Source organism: Bradyrhizobium amphicarpaeae (genome assembly GCF_002266435.3).
Lineage (GTDB): Bacteria > Pseudomonadota > Alphaproteobacteria > Rhizobiales > Xanthobacteraceae > Bradyrhizobium > Bradyrhizobium amphicarpaeae.
The window spans coordinates 1016155-1035374 of the sequence record NZ_CP029426.2 but is presented as its reverse complement, the minus strand read 5'-3'; the positions used below and the strand labels follow the sequence as shown (position 1 = coordinate 1035374).

Sequence of the window (19220 nt, the reverse complement as noted above, 5' to 3'; positions counted from 1 at the left end):
GCCTTATCGGCGCCTCTTTTCACGATTCGCTGTTTTCAGGATTTTGGGCCATGCACGACCCCGCTTCGAAGCCGCCGCTCGACCCCTCGATCCAGGTCTCGCCGAACAATCCCTGCCCATTCCTGCGCGGCCTCGTCGGCGAGGGCTTTGTCGACGGCGGCACTGTCCCACTCGGCAAGCTGTCGGAAACGATCGCGAATGCGACCGGCGAAACCGGGCTGAAGAAGGCGTCTGCCCGGCTTCAGGTCCGCGGCGTGGCGCTCATCGCCAACGGTCTCGGTCACATCCTCAAAAGCATCTTTTCGGGCGCACAGCTCGATGCGCTGCGCGGCGGCCCGCTGGACAAGCGCGGTGCCGGCTCCCGCATCCTCGGCGTCGACGGCAAGGTCAACGAGGACCAGATCGCCCGGTTCGCGAGTTTCGGCCGGACTTACACCGATCCGAACGGCGGCGCCGAGCCGGGCCTCAACGCTTCGGAAATCGAAATCTTCATGCGCGACAACCTCAAGCGCGCCGGCAGCGCCGCGCGCTGGTACTACCCGCTGCTGATGAAGTTCGAATGGCCAATCCTCCTGAAGATCATCGGCAAAGGCACGGGCGAGGATCGCTATCTCGGCGTTGCCGACGTCCGCACGCTGTTCAATGAGCGGCAACTCCCCGCGCGGATCAACCAGCGGCTCGTATCGCAACCGATACTGTCGACCTGCCAGCGCGTGGTGCGGGGCGCCCTCAAGCTTGCGGCCCTGCTGATCGCCATCGGCCTCGTGACCCTCGTCGCGGTGGCCGAATTCCCCAATCAGGTTCGTGCCGTGCTGCCGCAGAAGGGAATTCTCGTAAATCTCTTGCCGCCGCCCTTGCCCGCGGTCCCGGAGACCAAGGCCGCCTTCTGGCTCGAGCAGAACTGGTCGCTGAAGGACCGGCACTGGTTCCATCATGCCAGCCAGGGCACCGCGACCTTCCCGGTGCCCTATGAATGGTTCTTGGCGCTGGAGCAGCCGCGCCTCCATCTGTTCTCGAAGCCGGGCATGATCAAGGAGAGTGCCTATCTCGAACGCTTCGGCTTCATCCCGAGCCCGCAATCGATCCAGACCGACACCACGACACTGCGCCGCTTCGGTTACGCCAATGTCTATGAGACGACGCAGGCGCCGGACTGGTCGACCAGATGGACGCCGGCGGAGAACGTCGACGGCCTGCCGGTCGGCTTCGCACGGATGACCGGCGTCGTCGATCCCGCGACCGGGCGTCGCGAGGAGGACAAGATCGGTCTGACCTGCGCAGCCTGCCACACCGGCCAGATCCATTATCAGGGCGTGGACGTGCGCTTCGACGGCGGCCCGGCCATGACTGACCTGAAGAAGCTCGAGCTCTCGACCGGCCTGTCGATCGCCTACACGCTGTATGTCCCGTTCCGCTTCCAGCGCTTTGCCGATCGCGTGCTCGGCCCCGATGCCAGCAAGACGGACCGCGCTGCGCTCAAGCAGAAGCTCAGCGCGATCGGCACGTTCCTGATCGACTGGGCGAAAACCCAGCAAAAGACGGTTGAAGGCAAGAAGACCTGGAACGGCAGGCAGCAGCAGGACACGGAAGAAGGGTTCGGCCGGCTCGATGCCCTCAATCGCATCGGCAACCAGGTGTTCTCGCAGGATCTCGCGCTGAGCGGGATCAAGGGCTTCGAGAAGAACCTGCACGCCCAGGACGCGCCGGTCAGCTATCCCGCGATCTGGACCGTGCCCTGGTTCAAATTCGCCCAATACGACGCCTCGATCGAGCAGCCGTTGATCCGCAACGCCGGCGAAGCGCTCGGCGTGACCGCGCTGCTCAACCTGTCCGACGCCTATCCGGAGGACCGGGTGTGGCGGTCCTCCGTGAACATCAGGACACTCGGCTGGATCGAGGACATGCTGAGAGGCCCCGATCCGTTCAAGCCTGCGGATCCTTCCGCCGGCCCGAAGTTCGGCGGCCTGCTCGCGCCGAAATGGCCTTCGCAGATCCTCGGCGATGCATGGCGGTTGAAGCCCGATCGCGTCGAGCGCGGCCGCGCCATCTACGCCGAGATGTGCTCCGGCTGCCACCTTCCGGCCATCGACACCCCAGCCTTCTGGTCATCGAAGCATTGGGAGCCGAGCGGCGACAGCAAGGTGCTGAACGCGGTCACGATTCCCCTCAAGGAGATCAACACCGATCCCGAACAATCCCTCGTTCTCAGCAACAGGATCGTCGATGTGCCCGGCTTCCTGAAGGTGAATACGGCCGATCTCCAGACATGGTGGCAATGCGACATTCCGACCGCGAGCAAATCGCCCAATGAGATGGTCTACGCGCTCGGCCTGATGACGGTGGTCGACCTCGTCGCCCGCAAATGGATGGACGACGAGAAGGTCCCGGACGCCGAACGGGCGAAGATATGGAATCTCGCGCGCAAGAACTGTCTCAATCCGGCGCCCGACCCACGCTATCGCGCGCGGCCTTTGAACGGCATCTGGGCAACGGCGCCTTACCTGCATAACGGTTCGGTACCTTCGCTGTATTGGCTGCTGAAGCCGGCGAGCGAGCGCCCAACCAAATTCTGCATGGGCCGCCGCGACTATGATCCCGTGACCGTCGGCTTTGCGGTGACCGCGGATGAGACGTGCAAGACCGGCGAAACGCAGTTCTCGGCGGGGTCGGAGAAGGACCCGATCCAGGGCAACAGCGTGCTCGGCCATTCCTTCGAGCGCAAGGAAGGCGAGCCGAAGCGCGACGGCGTGATCGGCCGCATGTTCAAGGACGATAACGAGCGCTACGACCTGATCGAGTATTTGAAGACGCTGTGAGCACCGTCATTGCGAGCGCAGCGAAGCAATCCAGACTGTCTCCGCGGAGGCAGCCTGGATTGCTTCGTCGCAAGAGCTCCTCGCAATGACGGAGAACGAGCATCCTGCTCGTCATCGCCCCCTCACTTGAACAGCGGCGTGCCCGGCACGAAGGCGTCGAAGGCGGCCCAGAACTGGGAGCGGTAGCGGTCCTGCTCCTGCAGGATCTCGTGCTTGGCGCCGGCGATCACGAGGTGGGAGCCGGCACGCAAGTGATAGGCGAACTCCTCGATCGCCGCGGTCGAGACCACGGTGTCGTTGGACGCTGCCAGCATCAGGATCGGCTGGCGGATCTGCGAGGGGTAGTTCATGCCCTTGAAGGTGTGCATCGCGCGGAAGGCGGTATCGGCCCAGGCAACCGTCGGTGATGCCAGCCCGAGCGTCGGGTCCTCCTCCAGGATCGCGGCATTGCGCGCGTAGCGCACCGGATCGCTGGTCACGGGATTGTTGATGAAGGGATCGAGCCCGGTGAGGCGGTCGCTGCCGCCGGGGACATAACGGCCGCCCTGCCCGAGCAGGCGCATGGTCTTGAGCAGCGCGCGTACCGGAAGCGAGGTGGTGCGGCCGGGCAGGTCGATCATCGGCGCCGACAACACCATGCGGTCGAACCAGCGCTTGCCCGCATGCGCCACCCGCAGCATCACCGTGCCGCCCATGGAGTGGGCCAGCGCGAAGAACGGCGGCGGGCAATCGGGCAGCACCACCTGCTGCACGAAGGCCTCCACGTCGACCTCGAAATCGGAGAAATCGCGCACATAGCCCTTGCGCGGGTCGCGCAGCCGGCGCGACGAATGGCCCTGCCCGCGCCAGTCGATCATCGCCACCGCAAAGCCGCGGTCGCGCAGATCGCGCACGGTCTCGAAATATTTCTCGATCTGCTCGCTGCGTCCGGTGAAGACGCAGACGGTGCCCTTGCGGTTCGCCGGCGGCGCCCAGCGCGCAAAGCGCAGCTCGGCGCCATCGGGCGTCTTGATGGTACCGCTGACGACGTCTTCGGGAACGGGATTGGACGGAATCGAGACCAGCGTCATTGGGGGCAGAAGGCTGCAAATCAAGGGGCGGGAGCGCCGAAAAGGCGCCATTGCCGCCCTCTTGAACGCCGTCTCGGTTCACCCATATCACTTTCGTGCAGGCCGCTACCAGTGTTTCGGAACCGGAACATCAGGCTGCACACAGACGAAAGCCCGGCCCGATTGGCGGGCGGGTTACCCAACAGTCGCTCAATGGAGGACTTGACCATGCGTAGCTACGATCTCACCCCCTTCTATCGTTCCACCGTCGGCTTCGACCGCCTTTTCAGCCTGCTCGACCAGGCCGGTTCTGACGGCGCCAGCCCCGGATACCCCCCCTACAACATCGAGCGTACCGGCGAGAACGCCTACCGCATCACCGTTGCGGTTTCGGGCTTCGCCAGGGATGAGCTCTCCATCGTCGCGAAAGAGAACACGCTGACGATCAAGGGCGAAAAGGTCGCCAACGAGAACAGCAAGGCCGAGGTGCTGTACCGCGGCATCGCCGCGCGGGCGTTCGAACGTGCCTTCCAGCTCGCCGACTTCGTGCAGGTGAAAGACGCCTCGCTCGAGAACGGGCTGCTCCACGTCGACCTCGTCCGCGAGATTCCCGAGGCGAAGAAGCCGCGCCAGATCGCGATCAACACCGGCGCGAAGCCGCAGGTGATCGAGAACTCGGCCGCGCAAGCCGCCGCATAAATCACGCGGTACTTCCAGGTTATGAAAACGCCCCGGTGCCCCGGGGCGTTTTTATTTGCGCCGCATCACAGGGCGGTGAGGAGACGTAACTTCGCCGCGGCGCGCTCCGTCCTTTGGGCATCGAACCCAAAACAAGACGGAGAACGATCATGACTTTCTGGCGCAGCTTTTTGGTCGCCGCGAGCCTTCTGACGGCACCTATCAGTTTTGCCCATGCGCAGACACCGCAGACGGTGAAGGCTAAGAACGTCGTGCTGGTGCATGGCGCCTGGGCCGATGGCTCGAGCTGGTCGGGGGTGATCCCGATCCTCCAGGCTGCAGGCCTTCAAGTGACTGCCGTGCAGAATCCGCTGTCGTCGCTTGCGGACTCCGTCGAGGCGACCAGGCGCGCGCTGGCAGAGCAGGACGGGCCGACGGTGCTGGTCGCGCATTCCTGGGGCGGCACCGTGATCAGCCAGGTCGGCACCGACCCGAAAGTGACCGGCCTCGTCTATGTCGCCGCACGCGCGCCGGATGCGAACGAGGATTTCGTCGCGCTGTCGAAGCAATTCCCTACGGGGCCCGCGCGCGCCGGCATCGTCGAGCGCGACGGCTACACAAAACTCTCGGAAGAGGCTTTCCTGAAATACTTTGCCAATGGCGTGAAGCCGGAGCAGGCCAGGGAGCTCTATGCCGTGCAATGGCCGACCGCGGCCGCGATCTTCGCCGGCCGCACCACGGAGGCGGCATGGCATTCGAGGCCGAGCTGGTACGCGGTGTCGAAGAACGACTACACCATCAATCCCGATCTCGAACGCTTCCTCGCCAAGCGGATGAACGCGACCACCGTCGAGCTCGATGCCGGCCACCTCTCGCTGGTGTCGCATCCGAGGGAGGTCGCGAATTTGATCCTGGAGGCGGCGGGGTATCCACGGAGCTGAGGCGATCGCCTCGTGCAACAAAGGCGCCTGAGCATTCTCAGGCGTCTATTTGTTGAGTTCATTGCTCTCACCGACGTCGTCCCCGCCTTCGCGTGAGTTCGCAGGGACGACAGCGTGGGTGGCGCTGGTGCCTTCGCATCAAGCCCCCATCGCTAATCCAGCCCCTGAACTGCCGGCATCTCCTGCGTCGGCAGGATCGCTGGAGCAGACCTGGCCTGCCCGACTGTCGACGCGGCGGCCTCGGCCGGCTTGGCCGCCGCCGTCGCGGCCTGCTGCGCAGATTGTGCCGTCGGTGCCTGAGCCTGTTGGGTCACCGGCTCGGCCGGCTTGACCGCGACCGGCGTCTGCCCGCGCGGCGGGGCGGCCCTGGGCAGCGGCACGGTGCGGCTGGCCACGTGCGGGATCAAGGCCGGCGGGCGAGGCGGCCCGCTGCGGATCACGGTCGGGGGCGGCAGCGCGCTTTGCGGACCATAGGATCCGATTGCGGGCTCCTCGACGGCGGGGGCCATGCCGTAGGCGTCGGCGGCCGGCATGAAACGGATGATCCGCCCGTCGCGGGCATCGATGACGAGCCGGCCGTCGTCGCCGCGACGGTCGATCACCGCGATGGTGTAGACGCTGCCGCGCAGGCGCGGGATGCCGAGCGGCGAGAAGCCGCTTTCGCGCAAGACCGCGTACACCTCTGTCGACGGCAGCAACGCCGGGCCGCGTTCGTCGTAGCCATAGTTGTAACCGTAGTCTTGGTTGTAACCGTATCCTTGATTGTAGCCTTGGCCGTAACGCGGCCGCATTGGCGGGGCGGCATACCCCGGCGCATAGGGTCCGTCGAAATCCGACACAGGGATCACCGCCCCTCTCGCGATACCGTTCGCGGGAACTTGCGCCAAAACCTGCCTGTGCCCGGCGCTGACGGCGAGCACCAGCGTGGCAGCAGCCACACATCCTGTGAAAAACTTCATGATCGACACGCTCCTGTCAGACCCCCGAAGGCCTCGCGCTCTTTCGCTTCTTGTGGCGTGGCGCGCCTTTCGAAGGGTTGATCTGAAGCTTCATTCGGGATTTCGGCGCCCACAGGGCCGGATCAGGGCGCGTTTGCTTCAAAACAGGGGCTGCGCAACTTTCGGAAAGCGATCGATTGACAAATCGGGAATCGGGACTTCCGAGCGCTTGTGTGATAGACAAAAATTTGGCAAGGTGACGGTTAGGACAGGAAGACTGTCTCAATTTTGCTTGCGGTTCCGGCATAGGGATTGCAACGAAAGTCGGTGCTCTCGAGCACCATAAGGCAACAGGCAAAGCCGTTCTCGGGGACGAAGAACGCCTAGGCCTGAATTTAAGAAAATGCGGCTCGCAGCGGACGAGCGGTGACCCAGAGGCGGGTGCCGCGGAACGCCCAAGGTGCGCCGAAGGTGGCGGTGAGGCAGCTTGCCGCATGGAGAGGATTGGAACAATGAACGGGTCGCAATTCGAGAGCGCAAACATCGTGGCAGAACAACTGTCGGCGACGGTCGCCTCGAAAACGATTGATCCGATCACCTCGCCGATTCAGGAACACAATTCGCGCCCGCCAGCCGTTGGTCTCTACGATCCGAGTCTGGAAAAGGATTCCTGCGGCGTCGGCTTCATCGCCAACATCAAGGGCAGGAAGTCGCACGAGATCGTCTCCGACGCGCTGAGCATCCTCTGCAATCTCGAGCATCGCGGCGCAGTCGGAGCCGACCCGCGCGCCGGTGACGGCGCCGGCATCCTGCTGCAGATTCCGCACGCCTTCTTCAGCCGCAAGGCCGCGGAGCTCGGCTTCTCGCTGCCGGCACCCGGCGAATACGCCATCGGTGCGCTGTTCATGCCGCGCGACACCGCCTGGCGCAACGTGATCAAGAGCATCATCGCCGACCAGATCAAGGAAGAGGGCCTGACCCTGCTCGGCTGGCGCGACGTGCCGACCGACAATTCCTCGCTCGGCGTCACCGTGAAGCCGACCGAGCCTGCCTGCATGCAGGTGTTCATCGGCCGCAACGGCACCGCCAAGACCGAGGACGATTTCGAGCGCCGGCTCTACATCCTGCGCAAGTCGATCTCGCAGGCGATCTACCAGCGTCGCGACCGCGGGCTTGCAGGCTATTACCCCTGCTCGATGTCGTGCCGCACCGTGATCTACAAGGGCATGTTCCTCGCCGACCAGCTCGGCAAGTACTATCCCGATCTGCACGAGAAGGATTTCGAGAGCGCGCTCGCCCTGGTGCATCAGCGCTTCTCGACCAATACGTTCCCGGCCTGGTCGCTGGCGCATCCCTATCGCATGATCGCGCATAACGGCGAGATCAACACGTTGCGCGGCAACACCAACTGGATGGCGGCGCGCCAGGCCTCGGTGAGCTCCGAGCTGTACGGCAAGGACATCAACCGGCTCTGGCCGATCTCCTACGAAGGCCAGTCGGACACCGCCTGCTTCGACAACGCGCTCGAATTCCTGGTGCAGGGCGGCTACTCGCTGCCGCACGCCGTCATGATGATGATTCCGGAGGCGTGGGCCGGCAATCCGCTGATGGATGAGAGGCGTCGCGCCTTCTACGAATATCACGCCGCGTTGATGGAGCCGTGGGACGGCCCCGCCGCGATCGCCTTCACCGACGGCCGTCAGATCGGCGCCACGCTGGACCGTAACGGCCTGCGGCCGGCGCGCTATCTCGTCACCAAGGACGACCGCATCGTGATGGCGTCCGAGATGGGCGTGCTGACGATCCCCGAGGACCAGATCATCACCAAGTGGCGGCTGCAGCCCGGCAAGATGCTGCTGGTCGACCTCGAACAGGGCCGTCTCATTCCCGACGACGAGATCAAGGCCGAGCTCGCCCGGAGCCATCCCTACAAGGAGTGGCTGGAGCGGACCCAGATCGTGCTGGAAGAGCTGCCGAAGGTTCCGACCACCGGCGTGCGCTCAAACCTGTCGCTGCTCGATCGCCAGCAGGCGTTCGGCTACAGCCAGGAAGACATCGCGATCCTGATGACGCCGATGGCGGCCACGGGTGAGGAAGCCGCCGGCTCGATGGGCAACGACACGCCGATCTCGGCGCTGTCGGACAGGGCCAAGCCGTTGTTCACCTACTTCAAGCAGAACTTCGCGCAGGTCACCAATCCGCCGATCGATCCGATCCGCGAGGAGCTGGTGATGAGCCTCGTCTCCATCATCGGACCGCGGCCGAACCTGTTCGACCTGCAGGGCCTCGCCACCACCAAGCGCCTCGAAGCGCGCCAGCCGATCCTGACCGACGCGGACCTCGAAAAGATCCGCTCGATCTCGGACGTGGCCGACACGCACTTCAAGTCACGCACGCTGGACACCACCTTCCACGCCGGTCTCGGCGCGGCCGGCATGGACCAGGTGCTGGACGAGCTCTGCGCGCGCGCCGAAAGCGCGGTGCGCGAGGGCGTCAACATCATCATCCTGTCCGACCGCATGGTCGGCACCGACCGCGTGCCGATCCCCTCGCTGCTGGCCTGCGCGTCCGTGCATCATCATCTGATCCGCACGGGCCTGCGCACCTCCGTTGGCCTCGTCGTCGAATCCGGCGAGCCGCGCGAAGTGCATCACTTCGCCTGCCTCGCGGGCTACGGCGCCGAAGCGATCAACCCCTATCTCGCGTTCGAGACCATCATCGCGATGAAGGACCGCCTGCCCGGCTCGCTCGACGACTACGAGATCGTCAAGCGCTACATCAAGTCGATCGGCAAGGGCCTGCTCAAGGTGATGTCCAAGATGGGCATCTCGACCTACCAATCCTATTGCGGCGCGCAGATCTTCGACGCGGTCGGTCTCAAGGCCGAATTCGTCGGAAAATTCTTCGCCGGCACGCATACCCGCGTCGAGGGCGTCGGTCTCGCCGAGATCGCGGAGGAAGCGGTGCGCCGCCATGCCGACGCGTTCGGCGAGGCGCTGGTCTACAAGAGCGCGCTCGACGTCGGCGGCGAATATGCCTATCGCAGCCGCGGCGAGGACCATGCCTGGACCGCCGAGTCGGTCGGGCTGCTGCAGCACGCCGCCCGCGGCAACTCGCTGGAGCGCTATCGCGCCTTCGCCAAGATCCTCAACGAGCAGTCGGAGCGGCTTCTGACGCTGCGCGGCCTGTTCCGGATCAAGAACGCCGACGAGGAGAAGCGCAAGCCGGTCCCGCTCGACCAGGTCGAGCCGGCCAAGGACATCGTCAAGCGTTTCGCCACCGGCGCGATGAGCTTCGGCTCGATCTCGCGCGAGGCGCACACCACGCTCGCGATCGCCATGAACCGGATCGGCGGCAAGTCGAACACCGGCGAAGGCGGCGAGGAATCCGACCGCTTCAAGCCGATGCCGAACGGCGACAGCATGCGTTCGGCGATCAAGCAGGTCGCCTCCGGCCGCTTCGGCGTCACCACGGAGTATCTCGTCAACTCCGACATGATGCAGATCAAGATGGCGCAGGGTGCCAAGCCCGGCGAAGGCGGCCAGCTGCCCGGCCACAAGGTCGACGCGACCATCGCCAAGGTCCGGCACTCGACCCCGGGCGTCGGCCTGATCTCGCCGCCGCCGCACCACGACATCTATTCGATCGAGGATCTGGCGCAGCTGATCTACGACCTCAAGAACGTCAACCCGACGGGTGACGTCTCGGTCAAGCTGGTCTCCGAGATCGGCGTCGGCACCGTGGCCGCCGGCGTCGCCAAGGCGCGCGCCGACCATGTCACCATCGCGGGCTTCGAAGGCGGCACCGGTGCTTCACCGCTGACCTCGATCAAGCATGCCGGCAGCCCCTGGGAGATCGGCCTCGCCGAAACCCACCAGACGCTGGTGCGCGAGCGGCTGCGCAGCCGCATCGTGGTCCAGGTCGACGGCGGCTTCCGCACCGGCCGCGACGTCGTGATCGGCGCACTGCTCGGCGCCGACGAGTTCGGCTTCGCCACTGCGCCCCTGATCGCGGCCGGCTGCATCATGATGCGCAAGTGCCATCTCAACACCTGCCCGGTCGGCGTCGCGACCCAGGACCCCGTGCTGCGCAAGCGCTTCACCGGCCAGCCCGAGCACGTCATCAACTACTTCTTCTTCGTTGCGGAGGAGGTTCGCGAGATCATGGCGAGCCTCGGCTTCCGCACCTTCAACGAGATGATCGGCCAGGTTCAGCTGCTCGACCAGACCAAGCTGGTCGCGCACTGGAAGGCCAAGGGCCTCGACTTCTCCAAGCTGTTCGTCAAGCAGAAGGAAGAGAAGGGCCAGAAGATCTATCACTCCGAGCGCCAGAACCATCATCTGGAAGCCGTGCTCGACCGCACGCTGATCGAGCAGGCGCAGCCCGCGATCGACCGCGGCGCGCCGGTGAAGATCGAGGCCAAGATCAACAGCACCAACCGCTCCGCGGGCGCGATGCTGTCCGGCGCCGTCGCCAAGATCTACGGCCATGCCGGCCTGCCGCACGACACCATCCATGTCAGCCTCAAGGGCACCGCCGGCCAGGCCTTCGGCGCCTGGCTCGCCCACGGCGTCACCTTCGAGCTCGAAGGTGAAGGCAACGACTATGTCGGCAAGGGCCTCTCGGGCGGCAAGATCATCGTCAAGCCGCCTGCCAACAGCGGCATCGTGCCGGAAGAAAGCATCATCGTCGGCAACACGGTGATGTATGGCGCGATCCAGGGCGAGTGCTACTTCCGCGGCATCGCCGGCGAGCGTTTCGCCGTGCGCAATTCCGGGGCTGTGGCTGTCGTCGAGGGAGCCGGCGATCATTGCTGCGAATACATGACCGGCGGCATCGTGGTCGTGCTCGGCAAGACCGGGCGCAACTTCGCGGCCGGCATGTCGGGCGGCATCGCCTACGTGCTCGACGAGACCGGCGACTTCGACAGGCTGTGCAACATGGCGATGGTCGAGCTGGAGCCGGTGCTGTCGGAGGAGATGATCAACGCCGACACCTATCACGCCTCAGGCGACCTCGAAGCGCATGGCCGGGTCGACGTGTTCAAGAACCTGCTCGCCTCCGACGTCGAGCGGTTGCACGTGCTGATCACGCGCCACGCGAAAGCCACCGGCTCCAAGCGCGCCGCCGACATCCTGGCCAATTGGAAGGAATGGCTGCCCAAATTCCGCAAGGTGATGCCGGTCGAGTACCGGCGCGCGCTGCGCGAAATGGCCGCCAACGCGGACGCCGAGCCGAAAATCGCGATCGGAGCGTAGGACTATCAACGCCCGTCATTGCGAGCGCAGCGAAGCAATCCAGACCTTCTCCTCGGCAGCAGACTGGATTGCTTCGTCGCTTCGCTCCTCGCAATGACGGTGGGGAAGCAACAAACGACCAAGCGGCAGGGACTTCGGGTTTAATGGGCAAGATCACGGGTTTTCTCGAAATCGAACGGCACGACCGCAAGTACACCCCGGTCGCCGAGCGCGTGAAGCATTACAAAGAGTTCGTCGTTCCCTTGTCCGAAAAGGAAACGCGCGACCAGGCCGCGCGCTGCATGAATTGCGGCATTCCCTATTGCCACGGCACCGGATCGGTCTCGCCCGGCACGCCCGGCTGCCCGGTCAACAACCAGATCCCCGACTGGAACGACCTCGTCTATCAGGGCAATTGGGAAGAAGCCTCGCGCAATTTGCACTCGACCAACAATTTCCCTGAGTTCACGGGACGTATCTGTCCGGCGCCCTGCGAAGCGTCCTGCACGCTCAACATCGACGACAACCCCGTCACCATCAAGACCATCGAATGCGCGATCGTGGACCGCGCCTGGGACAATGGCTGGCTCAAGCCCGAGATCGCCGCGCACAAGACCGGCAAGAAGGTCGCGGTGATCGGCTCGGGCCCGGCCGGCATGGCCTGCGCCCAGCAGCTGGCGCGCGCCGGCCACGACGTGCACCTGTTCGAGAAATACGCCAAGGCCGGCGGCCTGCTGCGTTACGGCATTCCCGACTTCAAGATGGAGAAGGGCGTCATCGACCGCCGTGTTGCGCAGATGGAAGGCGAAGGCGTCACCTTCCACTACAACAGCCATGTCGGCACTGAGGGCAATGTCGATCCGCGCGAGATGCTCAACGCATATGACGCGGTGGCGCTGACCGGCGGCGCGGAAGCCCCCCGCGACCTGCCGATTCCCGGCCGCGAGCTCCAGGGCATCCACTACGCCATGGACTTCCTGCCGCAGCAGAACCGCCGTGTCTCCGAGGAGCCGCTCGGCGGCGTCCAGGAGATCCTGGCCGGCGGCAAGCACGTCGTCGTCATCGGCGGCGGCGACACCGGAAGCGACTGCATCGGCACCTCGCTGCGCCAGGGCGCGCTGTCGGTGACCCAGCTCGAGATCATGCCCGCTCCACCCGAGCGCGAGGACAAGGGCCTGACCTGGCCGAACTGGCCGCTGAAGATGCGGACGTCCTCCAGCCAGGCCGAAGGCGCCGTGCGCGAATTCGCCGTGCTGACGCAGAAGTTTTCCGGTGAGAACGGAAAGGTCAAGAAGCTGCACTGCGTCCACGTCGACGACAAGTTCAAGCCGATCGCCGGCACCGAGTTCGAGCTCGATGCCGACCTCGTCCTGCTCGCCATGGGCTTCGTGCATCCCGTGCACGAGGGCCTGCTCAAGCAGCTCGCGGTCGAGCTCGACCCGCGCGGCAACGTCAAGGCCAACACGCTGGACTACCAGACCTCGCGTCCGAACGTGTTCGCCGCCGGCGACATGCGCCGCGGCCAGTCGCTGGTGGTGTGGGCGATCCGCGAGGGCCGGCTGTGTGCACGGTCGATCGATACGTTTTTGATGGGGAAGACGGATCTGCCGCGGTAGGTTCTGTCATTCCGGGGCGGCCACTTGGCGCAAGCCCGGGATGACTGCCGAAAAGGCCCGGCTTGGCGCATTGAATGCGCGCCTCGCTAATTCTGCAACCTCACCCCCACCAACATCACCGTCCCCTGCGAGCTCGAGCCCGGCTGGTTCGAATCCAGGATGTCGTGGCGCAGCGTGCCCTTCACCCAGATGTTACGGTTGAGCTTGTAGATCAGATTGCCTTCGAGCGAGTAGGTCTTGTCGTTGCGGTTCTGGCCCTGGTAGTCGAGCGTGCCGTAGGTGAACTTGCCCACGGCCGTCAGCCAGCGGCGGAAGTCGTGATCGACTTCGGCCGAATAGGTACGCACCAGCACGCCGGAGGAGCCGGGGACGGTGGTCTCGGCAATCTGCGTGTCGGTGAAGAATTTCATTGTGGTGAGGCCGCTGGCATTCCAGATCAGCGAACCCGAGGTCAGGAAGCCCGCGAGCTGGCTGAGACGCGGGTCGGTGTAATTGCGTGCGGAATAGCCGACCGAGATTTCGCCGGTGAGGATGCGCGAGAATTCAAAGGACGTGCCGGCCTTGGCGTAGCCGCCGTTCGAATCGCGGAAAAAGCCGTTCCGGTCGGCGGCCTGGTCGTGGACGCGGGTGTCACCCTGGATCTCGACGAACGGCTTCAAGCCCGGCTTGAGGTCGTAGGAGAAGCGCCCGATGCCGCCGTACTGGTTGAAATCGCGATCGCCGTTGCTGAAGGTCGAGCCGTCGGTGAGCTTGGAGTCGGTGTAGGCGGTGCGATCCACGGTGGCGCCGGCGGCGACCTGGAAGCGATTGAAGGTCTGGTCGAAGCCGACGGTGGTGCCGTAGGCGGCGTAGACGGGATATCTCTGCAGGCCGGCCTGCACGTTAGGGCTGCCCGGATTGTCGGTGGCGAGCCGCAGGCGCAACTGCGAGGTCAGCTTGAGATCGCGGCTGACGTCGAGCCGGCCATCGACATGGCCGGTGAAGTCGGGGCGATCGGCTTCGACCGGCGAAGGCGAGGCAAAGCCGTCGATCGTCGCGGGCATGTTTTGGGTGTAGCCGGAGAACGAGCCGCGCAGGTCAGCCACCAGCGCGTGGCGCTCCCAGTCCGACGCCACGAGGAGATCAGGCGCGACGACGTAGACCGGCGAGCCGACCGGCTTGTTCAGACGCGTGGGGTTGGTGTCGTAGCCGGTGGAGAGCTCGAGCCCGCCCTTGATCAGGAAACTGCCGGCGTAATCGCCGACGGCTCCGAACGCATCATCGTCCGCCTTGAGGCGGCGGCGCAGCGGTTGGCCGGGCACGGTGCCCGCCATCGCGGCCGGCACCGGCGCCTTGTTCGCGGACGCCGATGGCGGCGGCGCGATTTTGGGGAGGCCGAGCGTCAACGGCGGCGGCGCCGTGGTCGGCGCCGGCGAGCCGGGGCCAGCCGCGCGCTTGGGCTTCGGCTGGCCCGGATAAAGCTTGGGCTGCTGCCGCTTGCGGTTGAGCGAATCGTAGCCGGAGTTGCTCGCGCCGGCAGCGGCAGGCAGGCCATAAGTCGGGACCTGACCGATCCGCGAGGTCGCCGGCTTCTCGCGGGCCTTGCGCGGATCGGCAGCGGGATCGGGCAGCACCGGCAACGCATCCGACGGCGACTGCGGCACGCCCGCCGTGCGGCGCGTCGGCAGCGTCTCGGGCGAAGCGAAGCCGCCGCGATTGGGATTGAACAGGTCGGGCGTGAGGCTCTGGGCGGCCGCAGGAGCGCTTCCGAGGGCCGTCAGCGCAAGACCCGGCACAAGGCACGGCAAAGCCGCGCCTAGAAACAGCGCGCGTTTGCTCCGGCCCATGCTTGGAGACGACCCCACGATGGAATAACTCCAACGAAATCAAACACTTTCACGATGATCTCCGCCGGCTGGCGGGAACCATCGTTAATGGAGTTAAAACAATTATGGTTAACGACCGGTTGAGGGCTCAGGCCGGCTCGTCGCCTCCGCCGCCGCGGCGTGCTAATGAGGCGCCGACCGGGCGAACGCCCCTCCTCCTGGACCAGAACATGCCGAGTTCGAAACCGCTGATGACCGCATCATCCGGCTCCATCCCCAACAGCGTCGAATCCGCGCTCCGCACGCTGGAGACGGAGAGCGGCGGCATCAACGCGCTCGCCGCCGCCCTGCGCGGCCCGCTGGGCGCGACATTCGCGAAAGCAGTCGACCTGATCCGCAACGCCAAGGGCCGCGTCATCGTCACCGGGCTCGGCAAGTCAGGCCATATGGGGCGCAAGATCGCGGCGACGCTGGCCTCGACCGGCACGCCGGCGTTCTTCGTGCACGCCGCCGAGGCCGGCCACGGCGACCTCGGCATGATCACCACCGACGACGTCATCATGGCGCTGTCCTGGTCCGGCGAGCAGCCGGAGATGAAGAACCTCGTGAACTACTCGGCGCGGTTCGCCATTCCCATGATCGCGGTAACGTCGAACGCGGCCTCATCGCTGGGACAAGCCGCCGACCTCGTGATCGAACTGCCGAAGGCGCGCGAGGCCTGCCCGCACAATCTGGCGCCGACCACGTCGACCCTGATGCAGGCAGCGATCGGCGATGCGCTCGCGATCGCGCTGCTCGAAGGCCGCGGCTTCACTGCGCTGGAGTTCGCGCATTTCCACCCCGGCGGCAAGCTCGGCGCGATGCTGAAATTCGTCCGCGACTACATGCGCACCGGCGTGGAAATTCCGGTCAAGCCGCTCGGCACCAAGATGTCGGACGCCGTGGTCGAGATGTCGGCCAAGGGCCTCGGCTGCGTCTGCATCGTCAACGCAGCGAACGAGGTCGCGGGCATCATCACCGACGGTGATTTGCGCCGCCACATGCGTCCCGATTTGCTGACGGCTTCGGTCGACGACATCATGACGAAGCAGCCGAAAACGGTGCCGCCCTCGATGCTCGCCACCGAGATGATCGAGGTGCTGAACACCCGCAAGATCACGACGCTGGTCGTCACCGAGGCGGGCAAGGTGGTAGGCATCGTGCATCTGCACGATCTGCTGCGGGCGGGCGTCGCGTAGCGTCAACGCGCTATCTCGGCGCGTCATTCCGGGGCGTGCCGATTGGCGCGAGCCCGGAATGACAGCTACGCCGGGAACCGCGCCGCATTCTCCTCCAGCGGCAAGCGCAGCCCGTTCGCCAGATACGACACCGTGCGATAGAAGCCGCAAAGCAGCATGATCTCCAGGATCTGCGCCTCGTCATAATGCGCCGACAGCGCGGCAAATTCTTCGTCGCTCAACGTCGCGCGGGTGTGCAGCGCGTCGACCGCTGCGATCAGCGCCTGCTCGGGTGGTAACCAACATGACGACGCGGCATCGCCCTGCACTGTGGCACGCACCTCGTCTTCGGTGAGCTTGGCCGGCCCGGCAAAGATCGCGACATGCACGCCCCATTCATACTCGCATTGGTTCAGCGCGCAGGTGCGGTCGATGACGATCTCGCGCTGGCGCAGGGAGAGCGGGCCGGGATCGAGCAGCCCGCCAGCGCGAAACTTGTCCCAGGCGCGAGCGTGGCCCGCCATCACCCGGAACAGCAGCAGCGGCGGCGCACCGCGCATGATGCGGTCGAATTGCGCCTGGATCTCCGGTGGATAAGGCGGGGTAAGCGGGGCGATGCGCGGCATGGTTTGGGACAGGGCAGAAGACATGGGCCGCCTCTATTGCTACATTTACCGTAGCAACACGCTACACTATTTGTAGCATGACACAAGGGTCCGCCGATGAATAAAAAGGCCGCCTCGAAGACACCCGGCGTTCGCGGCTCTCGCACCGGCCGGCCGATCATGGCGCTGCTCGACCTGCTCGGCCGGCGTTGGAGCTTGCGGATTCTCTGGGAGCTGCGGGATGCCCCCCTCACCTCGCGCGCGCTGCGCGCCGCCTGCGACGAGGCCTCGCCCACGGTGCTGCAGGCGCGGCTGACGGAGCTGCGTGAAGCGGGATTCGTCGAGCTTGGCGACGGCGGAGGTTATGGGCTGACTTCGCTCGGGCGGGACTTGTGCGAGATGGTCGTGCCACTGCACCGGTTTGCCGAGCGGTGGAAGCGATAATGTCTTGCTGACCCTCCCCCTCCAGGGCAGGGCTATCGCATGTGACTTTTCGGATGGGCCTGAGCAAGCGCCTCGTCCTTCGAGACGACCGCGGAGCTTGTCATCGGGCCGCGCTTTGCGCGGACCCGGTGGCGGTCCCTCAGGATGAGGCTGAGTTGCAGTTGTGTCCGTTAAAATGGCCGCTGCAGACTCCGTCGTCATCCTGAGGGCCCGCCGGAGGCGGGCGTCTCGAAGGATGGCTACGGGCGAGATTCCCGCCACGGTTTCTCACATGCGATTGCCCTGCCCCTCCAGGGGAGGGTCAAGCAAAGCTACGCCGCCGCCACGGTCAGGTTCGCACCGTCCACCTGCACCACCTTCACCCGCGTTCCCGCCGGCGTATCGGGGCCGGCGACGCGCCACACCGTATCGCCGATACGCATGGTGCCGCTGCCGTCGACGATCGGCTTCTCCAGCGTGAACTCGCGCCCGAGCAGCGCATCGGCGCGCTTGTTGAGGAACGGGCTGGCGCTTGCATCGGACTTCGGCCGGGCAAGGCGACGCCACACCGGCACGGCGGCCGCGGCAAAGATCGCGAACATCACGAGCTGGATCTGCCAGGATATGGCCACAGCGAACGAGATCAGGCCGACCAGCAGCGCGGCAAGTCCGAGCCAGAACAGGAAGATGCCCGGCGCCAGGACCTCGAGCCCCATCAGGATGAAGCCGAAGATCAGCCAGTTCCAGGTGCCGAGCGATACGAACATGTCGGTCATGACACGACCTTCTATCATGGTGCATGCCCCTGTCGAAGGGACATGCACCGGTGACTATCCCTGCCGCGGCGGCACCGGCGGCGTGCTGCCGGTCGTCGGCACCGAGCTCGAACGGCGCGCGGCGGCAGCGGCGGATGCCGCGCTTTCGCCGAACGTTGCCTTTGCGATCTCGCCGATGCCCGCGAGCGAGCCCAGCATGCTCATCGCCTCGACCGGAAGCATGATGACTTTCTGGTTCGGCGAGTCGGCCAGCTGCCCGAACGCCTTGATGTATTTGTCCGCGATGAAGTAATTCAGCGCAGCCACGTCGCCCTTGGAAATCGCTTCGCTGACCATCTGGGTCGCCTTGGCCTCGGCCTCGGCAGACCGCTCGCGGGCTTCGGCATCGCGGAACGCAGCCTCCTTGCGGCCTTCGGCCTGGAGGATCTGGCCCTGCTTGGCGCCCTCGGCGCGCAGGATCTCCGACTGGCGCTGGCCTTCGGCGGCGAGAATGTCGGCACGCTTGACGCGCTCGGCCTTCATCTGCCGGCCCATGGCCTCGACGAGGTCGGCGGGCGGCACGATGTCCTTGATCTCGATGCGGTTGACCTTCAAGCCCCAGGGCGAGACCGCGGCATCGACGACGCGCAGCAGGCGCTCGTTGATCTCGTCGCGGTGCGACAGCACCTGATCGAGATCCATCGAACCCATCACGGAACGGATGTTCGTCATGGTCAGGACGGTGACGGCCTGGGTCAGGTTGGAGACCTCGTAGCTCGCTTTGGCGGCATCAAACACCTGGTAGAAAGCAACGCCGTCCACCGTCACGGTGGCGTTGTCCTTGGTGATGACCTCCTGCTCGGGGATGTCGATCACCTGCTCCATCATGTTGATCTTGCGCCCGACGTGATCGAAATAGGGCACGATCAAGTTAAGGCCGGGGCTCAGCGTCTGCGTGTATTTGCCGAACCGCTCGATGGTCCAGTCATAACCTTGCGGCACCGTCTTCACGCCGGCGACCAGCGTGACGATGACGAGCAACACCAGAACAATCGCGAAAATGTCGAAACCGCTCATATTTCCTCCAAGGCGGGAAAAGAAGCTCGGAAAGCCCTTTCCCGGCTGTCATTGGTCGGGATC

The 19220-nt window shown here is 65.2% G+C and carries 13 protein-coding genes; 7 read left to right on the top strand and 6 right to left on the bottom strand.

The genetic code is table 11. The annotated features are described in order from the left end of the window. The first annotated feature begins 50 nt into the window (after positions 1-50). A complete protein-coding gene (locus tag CIT40_RS05040; RefSeq protein WP_094896007.1) occupies positions 51-2816 on the top strand; it encodes a di-heme-cytochrome C peroxidase in 2766 nt (921 codons plus the stop codon). Between the two features lie 122 nt (positions 2817-2938). Here the strand turns inward: CIT40_RS05040 and CIT40_RS05035 are convergent, their stop codons facing one another. Further along, positions 2939-3886, bottom strand: a complete 948-nt coding sequence (locus CIT40_RS05035; RefSeq protein ID WP_094896006.1) for an alpha/beta fold hydrolase — start codon at positions 3884-3886, stop codon at positions 2939-2941. A gap of 207 nt (positions 3887-4093) precedes the next feature. Here CIT40_RS05035 and CIT40_RS05030 point away from each other — a divergent pair, with 207 nt between their 5' ends. Together CIT40_RS05030 and CIT40_RS05025 are read left to right on the top strand one after the other, a co-directional pair. Then, the gene (locus CIT40_RS05030; protein ID WP_162307356.1) at positions 4094-4564 is read left to right on the top strand and encodes an Hsp20 family protein; all 471 of its coding nucleotides are present in this window, start codon (positions 4094-4096) and stop codon (positions 4562-4564) included. Between the two features lie 149 nt (positions 4565-4713). Beyond that, positions 4714-5484, top strand: coding sequence for an alpha/beta fold hydrolase (locus tag CIT40_RS05025; RefSeq protein WP_094896004.1), 771 nt, complete (start codon positions 4714-4716; stop codon positions 5482-5484). A gap of 152 nt (positions 5485-5636) precedes the next feature. On the opposite strand, the gene CIT40_RS05020 is transcribed toward CIT40_RS05025, so the two are convergent. Continuing rightward, complete coding sequence (locus CIT40_RS05020; protein WP_094896037.1) at positions 5637-6443, bottom strand: hypothetical protein; 807 nt, start codon at positions 6441-6443, stop codon at positions 5637-5639. A gap of 491 nt (positions 6444-6934) precedes the next feature. Here CIT40_RS05020 and gltB point away from each other — a divergent pair, with 491 nt between their 5' ends. Further along, positions 6935-11680, top strand: a complete 4746-nt coding sequence (gene gltB, locus CIT40_RS05015; protein WP_094896003.1) for a glutamate synthase large subunit — start codon at positions 6935-6937, stop codon at positions 11678-11680. Positions 11681-11823: 143 nt separating this feature from the next. Beyond that, positions 11824-13275 (top strand): glutamate synthase subunit beta, encoded by a 1452-nt coding sequence (locus CIT40_RS05010; RefSeq protein ID WP_094896002.1) that lies wholly within the window; start codon positions 11824-11826, stop codon positions 13273-13275. A gap of 86 nt (positions 13276-13361) precedes the next feature. Here the strand turns inward: CIT40_RS05010 and CIT40_RS05005 are convergent, their stop codons facing one another. Further along, positions 13362-15119, bottom strand: coding sequence for an outer membrane beta-barrel protein (locus CIT40_RS05005; RefSeq protein WP_094896001.1), 1758 nt, complete (start codon positions 15117-15119; stop codon positions 13362-13364). 191 nt (positions 15120-15310) lie between these two features. Between CIT40_RS05005 and CIT40_RS05000 the strand changes: the two genes are divergently transcribed. Beyond that, complete coding sequence (locus CIT40_RS05000) at positions 15311-16318, top strand: KpsF/GutQ family sugar-phosphate isomerase (protein WP_162307355.1); 1008 nt, start codon at positions 15311-15313, stop codon at positions 16316-16318. A 65-nt stretch (positions 16319-16383) separates the two neighbouring features. Here CIT40_RS05000 and CIT40_RS04995 read toward each other — a convergent pair whose 3' ends face one another. Then, on the bottom strand, positions 16384-16947 hold the full coding sequence (locus CIT40_RS04995) for a carboxymuconolactone decarboxylase family protein (protein ID WP_244611911.1): 564 nt from the start codon (positions 16945-16947) through the stop codon (positions 16384-16386). Positions 16948-17019: 72 nt separating this feature from the next. Here CIT40_RS04995 and CIT40_RS04990 point away from each other — a divergent pair, with 72 nt between their 5' ends. Continuing rightward, positions 17020-17346: a winged helix-turn-helix transcriptional regulator gene (locus CIT40_RS04990; protein WP_094895999.1), complete on the top strand. Its 327-nt coding sequence runs from the start codon at positions 17020-17022 to the stop codon at positions 17344-17346. 311 nt (positions 17347-17657) lie between these two features. Here the strand turns inward: CIT40_RS04990 and CIT40_RS04985 are convergent, their stop codons facing one another. Together CIT40_RS04985 and CIT40_RS04980 are read right to left on the bottom strand one after the other, a co-directional pair. Further along, the gene (locus CIT40_RS04985; protein WP_094895998.1) at positions 17658-18101 is read right to left on the bottom strand and encodes an NfeD family protein; all 444 of its coding nucleotides are present in this window, start codon (positions 18099-18101) and stop codon (positions 17658-17660) included. Between the two features lie 54 nt (positions 18102-18155). Next, positions 18156-19157, bottom strand: a complete 1002-nt coding sequence (locus tag CIT40_RS04980; protein ID WP_094895997.1) for an SPFH domain-containing protein — start codon at positions 19155-19157, stop codon at positions 18156-18158. Between the last annotated feature and the right edge of the window lie 63 nt (positions 19158-19220).

Bases quoted from the DNA above. Each gene is read 5' to 3' on its own strand.
- CIT40_RS04985 (WP_094895998.1), bottom strand. From the start codon at position 18,101: ATGACCGACATGTTCGTATCGCTCGGCACCTGGAACTGGCTGATCTTC.
- CIT40_RS05025 (WP_094896004.1), top strand. From the start codon at position 4,714: ATGACTTTCTGGCGCAGCTTTTTGGTCGCCGCGAGCCTTCTGACGGCA.
- CIT40_RS05020 (WP_094896037.1), bottom strand. From the start codon at position 6,443: ATGAAGTTTTTCACAGGATGTGTGGCTGCTGCCACGCTGGTGCTCGCC.
- CIT40_RS04980 (WP_094895997.1), bottom strand. From the start codon at position 19,157: ATGAGCGGTTTCGACATTTTCGCGATTGTTCTGGTGTTGCTCGTCATC.
- CIT40_RS05040 (WP_094896007.1), top strand. From the start codon at position 51: ATGCACGACCCCGCTTCGAAGCCGCCGCTCGACCCCTCGATCCAGGTC.
- CIT40_RS05035 (WP_094896006.1), bottom strand. From the start codon at position 3,886: ATGACGCTGGTCTCGATTCCGTCCAATCCCGTTCCCGAAGACGTCGTC.
- CIT40_RS05000 (WP_162307355.1), top strand. From the start codon at position 15,311: ATGCCGAGTTCGAAACCGCTGATGACCGCATCATCCGGCTCCATCCCC.
- CIT40_RS04990 (WP_094895999.1), top strand. From the start codon at position 17,020: ATGAATAAAAAGGCCGCCTCGAAGACACCCGGCGTTCGCGGCTCTCGC.
- CIT40_RS05030 (WP_162307356.1), top strand. From the start codon at position 4,094: ATGCGTAGCTACGATCTCACCCCCTTCTATCGTTCCACCGTCGGCTTC.
- gltB (WP_094896003.1), top strand. From the start codon at position 6,935: ATGAACGGGTCGCAATTCGAGAGCGCAAACATCGTGGCAGAACAACTG.
- CIT40_RS04995 (WP_244611911.1), bottom strand. From the start codon at position 16,947: ATGTCTTCTGCCCTGTCCCAAACCATGCCGCGCATCGCCCCGCTTACC.
- CIT40_RS05010 (WP_094896002.1), top strand. From the start codon at position 11,824: ATGGGCAAGATCACGGGTTTTCTCGAAATCGAACGGCACGACCGCAAG.